The sequence below is a fragment of the Angustibacter aerolatus genome (assembly GCF_054776675.1).
The window spans coordinates 1-4,095 of sequence record NZ_BAAHBM010000149.1 but is presented as its reverse complement, the minus strand read 5'-3'; the positions used below and the strand labels follow the sequence as shown (position 1 = coordinate 4,095).

General features: G+C 77.7%; 4 protein-coding genes and 1 pseudogene. 1 reads left to right on the top strand and 4 read right to left on the bottom strand.

All coding sequences use genetic code 11. The features are described 5' to 3' along the window. A pseudogene (locus ACYVI6_RS18200) lies at positions 1-233 on the bottom strand (hypothetical protein); the annotation flags it as partial. Positions 234-396: 163 nt separating this feature from the next. Beyond that, positions 397-555 (bottom strand): DUF5679 domain-containing protein, encoded by a 159-nt coding sequence (locus tag ACYVI6_RS18195; protein ID WP_284290146.1) that lies wholly within the window; start codon positions 553-555, stop codon positions 397-399. 563 nt (positions 556-1,118) lie between these two features. Here ACYVI6_RS18195 and ACYVI6_RS18190 point away from each other — a divergent pair. Then, entirely contained in the window at positions 1,119-1,826 is a 708-nt protein-coding gene (locus ACYVI6_RS18190) for a M48 metallopeptidase family protein (protein ID WP_460447715.1), read from the top strand. On the opposite strand, the gene ACYVI6_RS18185 is transcribed toward ACYVI6_RS18190, so the two are convergent. Together ACYVI6_RS18185 and ACYVI6_RS18180 are read right to left on the bottom strand one after the other, a co-directional pair. After that, positions 1,823-2,407 carry an NUDIX hydrolase gene (locus ACYVI6_RS18185; protein ID WP_460447714.1) on the bottom strand — a complete coding sequence of 195 codons (585 nt, stop codon included), beginning with the start codon at positions 2,405-2,407 and terminating at the stop codon, positions 1,823-1,825. The two genes, ACYVI6_RS18190 and ACYVI6_RS18185, sit on opposite strands and share 4 nt — an antisense overlap. Then, complete coding sequence (locus ACYVI6_RS18180; protein WP_460447713.1) at positions 2,404-3,840, bottom strand: zinc-dependent metalloprotease; 1,437 nt, start codon at positions 3,838-3,840, stop codon at positions 2,404-2,406. The genes ACYVI6_RS18185 and ACYVI6_RS18180 overlap by 4 nt, the downstream gene beginning before the upstream one ends. Positions 3,841-4,095: the final 255 nt, after the last annotated feature.

Sequence of the window (4,095 nt, the reverse complement as noted above, 5' to 3'; positions counted from 1 at the left end):
GGGGCCCCGCGCCCCACGGCCACCCGGCGCAGCGCCGCCAGGTCGCGGGTGCCGTCCATCGCCGCCAGCAGCGCCTCGTCGGCGGCGCCCTGCCCGGTGAGCAGCGCGGCGGCAGGGCCGAGACCCACCTGCAGCGTGTGGTGGTCGCGCCAGGCGCGGCGCAGGGCCGGGTGCAGGACGGGCCGGTGCACGGTGCCTCCGGTGCGGTGGGTGCGGGTCGTGCCGAGCGGCACCCGACGACCCTGGCACGACGGCCCCGGCCGCCGGGCGCGTCGTCCACAGGGCGCCTCGCCCGCACCCGTCCTCGACGTCCGAGGTGGACCCGGGAACGCACGAAGGGCGGCCCGCCGCAGCGGACCGCCCTCCGGCGCGAGGTCCCGTGGACCTCTCGGTGGCTCAGGCCTTGCCGAGGATCCGGTTCAGGTTGGTGCCGCACACGGGGCACTTGCCCTTGGCCATGCGGCGGCCGTTGGTCTCCACCACGTTGCCGGTCGCCTCGCGCTTCTCCTTGCACTTCACGCAGTAGAACTCACCGGTGTAGGTCTCGTCAGCCATTGCTGTCCTCTCGTCGGAGCCCGGCGGGTGGTGCCGGTGGCTCGTCGTCCGCGCCCGGCGGCAACCAGCGCCGCGGCGTCGCAGGCTCGGTCTGCCTGCCTTCGCGCGCCGAGCCAGGGACGGGTGCCCCTCGTGCTCGCCGAGCGCGGCAACCATAGACCACGTGAGCACGAGGGGTGGGGACGCGGTGCGTGGCGCGGGGCCCCGCCCCGGACGCAGCGAGACCCCCGGGGCGCTCGCGACCCGGTGCCCGAGGGCGGCCGAGCCGGGTTATCCCGGGGGTCTCGTCGGTGCCCGACGGTAGGCGTCGGACACGGCCGCGGTCAACGCGTCGCGCGCCCAGCCGCCCACAGCCTGTGGACGACGCTGTGGACGGCGTGTGGGGCCACGCACGAGCTCGTCCACAGGCAGGTCGCCCGCCTGTGGACCAGGCCGACGTATACGACACGAGACGCCCGCTGACCTGCACGGACGCGCCGCGGCGCTGTGGAGGACGGCGGATCCACCAGCCGGGCACGGCGCGTCCACCCCCTGGGACGCTGCGCCGCCGGTACGGTGCGCCCGTGTCCGTGCACACCTCGTCCGACGGCGACCTCGGCGACGACGTCGACGGCCCCCGCGGTGCCGCCACCGCCGACGGCACCGACGGTGCCCCGCTCGGCCCCGGCGGCATCGAGGTGCGCCGCAGCCGGCGGCGTCGCCGCACCGTGAGCGCCTACCGCGAGGGCGACCGCACCATCGTGCTCATGCCGGCCCGCTTCACCCGGGCCGAGGAGGAGGCGTGGGTGCAGACCATGGTCGACCGCCTCGCCGCCCAGGACCGGCGCCGGCGCCCGAGCGACGCGGTGCTGGCCCGCCGGGCCAAGGAGCTGTCGGTGCGGTACCTCGCCGGCCGCGCGGTGCCGACGTCGGTCGCGTGGGTCACGAACCAGTCGACCCGCTGGGGGTCGTGCACCCCCTCGGACGGCACCATCCGGATCAGCTCGCGGGTGCGCGGGATGCCCGGCTGGGTGCTCGACTACGTGCTGCTCCACGAGCTCGCCCACCTGCTGCAGCCCAGCCACGGCGACCCGTTCTGGGCGCTGCTCGACGCCTACCCCCGCACCGAGCGGGCCCGCGGCTACCTCGAGGGCGTCGCCGCGACCGCCGGGCTCGAGCTGGACGACGGCTCGCCCCTCGAGGAGGACGTCGTGCCCGAGCCGCTCGAGCAGAGCGCGAAGGCCCGGCGCCGCAGCACGCAGAGCCGCACCCGGCCGCCGGCCGACGGCTAGGGCCGAGCGGCTCGGGCGCGCCCGGGCAGCAGCCGGGTGGCGGCGACCACGCGAGGCAGCCGCTCGGCGAGGTCGGGCACGACGCCCGACGGCAGCGCGTCGACCGGCCACCAGCGCACGTCGAGGCTCTCGTCGCTCACCTGCGGGCTGCCCGTCGCCGGCGCGACCGCCGCGAACGCGACGTCGAGGTGCTCGCGGCAGCGGCCGAAGGCCTCGCCCAGCCCGTGGTGGTGCAGGTCGACCGGCGCGCCGTCGAGCAGCTGCAGGCCCGGCACGCCGCACTCCTCCGTGGCCTCGCGCAGGGCGGCCGCCGCGAGGGAGGCGTCACCGCGCTCCAGGTGACCGCCGGGCTGCACCCAGAAGCGTCCCTTGCGGTGCAGCGTCAGCAGCACCCGCTCGCCGTCCGGGTCGAGTACGAAGCAGCTGGCCGTCAGGTGCGCAGGCGGGCCGGAGCGCCACAGCGCCTCGGGGTCGGCCCGCAGCGCCGCGAGGTAGGCGGTGCGCAGCGCCGCCTGCCCGGCGTCCGGCGGTCGCCAGCCCTGCAGCGCGTCGATCGCGGCGGCCAGCAGGCCGTCGCTCACGCGCGGGGAGGGGCCGGGTCGTCGCCGTCCGGCGACTCGGCCTCGCCCTGCGACAGCAGCGCCTCGAGGGCCGCGTCGACCTCGGCCGACTCGGCGTCCGCGTCGGCCGACCGCCGGGCGTACCCGGCCGGGTCGTCGAGGTCCGCGGCGGTGGGCAGCAGGTCGGGGTGCGCCCAGACGGCGTCGCGGCCGGCGACGCCTCGGGCCTCGGCGATGGCCTCCCACAGGGCGGCGGCGTCGCGCAGCCGGCGCGGCCGCAGCTCGAGGCCGACCAGCGTCGCGAACGTCTGCTCGGCCGGCCCACCCGTGGCCCGGCGACGACGCACGCTCTCGCGCAGCTGCACCGCGTGCGGCAGCTGCCCCGCGGCGGCCGTGGTGACCACCTCGACCCAGCCCTCGACCAGCGCGAGCGCCGTCTCGAGCCGGTCGAGCGCCGCCTGCTGGGCGGGCGTGGTCTCCGGCTCGAACATCCCGCCGGCGAGCGTGCGCTGGATCGACTCGGGGTCGGACAGGTCGGCGTCGCGCACCGCCTCCTCGATGCGGGAGGTGTCGATGGTGATGCCGCGCGCGTAGTCGCCGACGGCGCCCAGCAGCAGCGGGCCGATCCACGGCACGTGCGCGAACAGCCGCGAGCGGGCGGCCTCGCGCAGCGCCAGGTAGAGCCGCACCTCGTCGGCCGGGACATCGAGGCCCTCGCCGAACGCGTCGGCGTTGGCCGGCAGCAGCACGACGGCGCCCTCGACGAGCGGCAGGCCGATCTCGGTGCCGCTCACCACCTCGCCGGCCAGCGCCGCGACGGCCTGGCCGAGCTGCAGCCCGAAGACCGATCCGCCCACCTGGCGCAGCAGGGCCGCCGGGTCGCCGGCGCCCGGGATGCCCGCTGCCAGCTCGGGCGGCACCTGCTGGGCCAGCGCGCTGCTCATGGCGGTGGCCACGCTGTCGGCCACCGGCTCGACCAGCCGCTGCCACACCGGCCACGAGCCCTCGACCCACTCCGAGCGGCTCCACGCGAGGGCCCGGGCGCCGGCCGCGGGCAGGTCGGTCGCGTCGTCCAGCCAGGTGTCGGCCAGCCGGACGGCGTCCTCGACGGCCCGGCGCTGCGAGCCCCCGACGCTCGGGTCGCCGGCCTGGGCCAGCGCCTGCCTCGCCAGGTCGTGCGCCAGCCGCCAGTTCACCGGCCCGCCGTCGCCGGGCGTCGCCATCATCCGCTGCACCTGGCCGAGCACCTGCTGCAGCTGGGCCGGGTCGATCTGCCCCGCGCCCGCCGCCTCGAGCGCCTTCGCCAGCGCCGCGGGGTCGGGGGTGCCACCGGGTCCGAAGAGCTGCCCGAACGCCGCGAACGGGTCGACCGGACCGTCGTCGCCGCCCTCGCCGCGGCCCGGCTCGTCGTCGTCGCGGTCGTGGGGTCCGAAACCCATCGGTCGGTCCGCCATGGTGGTCAGCTCCTCGTCGCCGTCGCTGCGCCGCGGTCTGCTGCCTGACAGGATGACCGCGGCAGAGGCGGGTCGCGGCCCGCCGGTGCTCCGTCCAGACAACCACGGAAGGCCCCCGGTGAGTTCCTCGTCCACCGACCGACCCCGTGCTGAGCGCCCCCGGCGTTCGCGCACGGCGCAACCCGCCGCGCGCCGTCGCGGCGACCGCACCGGGCTGCCGGTCGTCGCCGTGGTCGGGGCCGGCGGCGAGCTCGG